Here is a 1,552-nt window from a genome sequence, read left to right as displayed (position 1 = left end):
GGATAATATCTATATTCCGATTTACAAATCTACTAATATGACACAGTGGACTTATGCTGGGGCAGCCTTTCTGCAAAAACCGAACTGGCAGCCGGACACTCGCTTATGGGCTCCGGACATTAACTATATCAATGGCAAATATGTGCTCTATTATACTCTCGGGCACTGGGACTTGCCTAAGAATAGTTGTATCGGGGTGGCGGTCAGCGACTCTCCTGTAGGACCTTTTACGGATCACGGAAAACTTCTTGACTACAATTCTGGTACTATGCAGTGCATCGACCCTTGTTATTTTGAAGATAATGGTAAGAAGTATCTTTTCTGGGGAAGTTATAATAGTACTTCTAAAGGCTATGAAGGAGGTATCCGTTATGTAGAGTTAAGTGCTGACGGTCTATCCATTAAAGGTGCTGTTTCCGAAAAGATAGCGGGTCCTTCAATAGAAGGCATCATGGTTCATAAACGCGGGAATTATTATTATCTATTTGGCTCTACGGGTAGTTGTTGTGAAGAGGAAAGAAGTACGTACCGTGTAGTGGTGGGGCGTTCTAAAAATATCGAAGGTCCTTATGTGGGTAAAAACGGTACTGTGATGAAAGAAAATAGTAGTTATAATGAAGTAATTCTACAGGGTAATAACCTGTTTGCCGGAACCGGGCACAATTCCGAAATTATCACGGATGACGAGGGGAACGACTGGTTCTTCTATCATGCTTGGCAGAAAGCGAAAATAGATAATGGTCGTCAACTGATGTGTGACCGCATACAATGGAGCAGTGATGGCTGGCCTTATATTACTAATGGCACACCGGCATCCGTATCTCGTGCACCTGTATTTAAAAACAAAGAAGAAAAAGAGTAACTTATGAAACTATTCAACTATTTATTGGCCGGGATATTGTGTGCTTCTGTCACTTGTCTCCCGGCGCAGCATCGGGCTGATCCCCAGAAATTGGTCAATCCGGAATCCTTTTCTATGATTTTGCTCGGTGATCCACAGGGATATACCAAGTATGATATTAACCAGCCGCTTTTTGATCTTTGTACCGCATGGATTGCGGACAATATAGAGTCGCTTAAAATTAAAGCTGTCCTTTGTACAGGCGATTTGGTGGAGCAGAATGATAATAATGTATTAAACCGTAAGATGCTGAACCAGACCAGTCGTGAAATGTGGGAGGCAGCATCGCAGGCTTTGAAAAGACTGGATAACAAAGTACCTTATATTATTGCCGCAGGCAATCATGATTATGGATACAAAGCCGCAGAAAACGGTCGTACTTATTTTCCTGATTATATTCCTTTTGAACGAAATTCTACCTGGCGGAATATCTGTGTCAGTGAATTTCCTAATCGTGAAGGCAGGGCGTCTTTAGAGAATTCGGCTTTTGAGTTTGATGAGCCGGGATGGGGAAAGATTTTGGTTATAGCAGTAGAGTTTGTGCCTCGTGCTGAAGTTCTGCAATGGGCGAAAGATTTGGTAAACAAGCCGAAATACCAGAATCCTAAGGTGATTTTTATCACTCATTCTTATCTTGATATAGGTAATAAG

2 protein-coding genes are annotated in these 1,552 nt (G+C 42.1%); both read left to right on the top strand.

Going from position 1 to position 1,552, the window contains the following annotated elements:
* On the top strand, positions 1-862 hold an 862-nt coding region (locus AB5935_RS25670), incomplete at its 5' end, for a family 43 glycosylhydrolase (RefSeq protein ID WP_368327835.1).
* 3 nt (positions 863-865) lie between these two features.
* On the top strand, positions 866-1,552 hold a 687-nt coding region (locus AB5935_RS25665; protein WP_368327834.1), incomplete at its 3' end, for a metallophosphoesterase.

The organism is Phocaeicola sp. RTP21198st1_B8_RTP21198_201120 (assembly GCF_040929485.1).
Lineage (GTDB): Bacteria > Bacteroidota > Bacteroidia > Bacteroidales > Bacteroidaceae > Phocaeicola > Phocaeicola dorei.
Note: the sequence above shows the minus strand (reverse complement) of the source record. Positions and strands in the feature narration are given on the sequence as shown.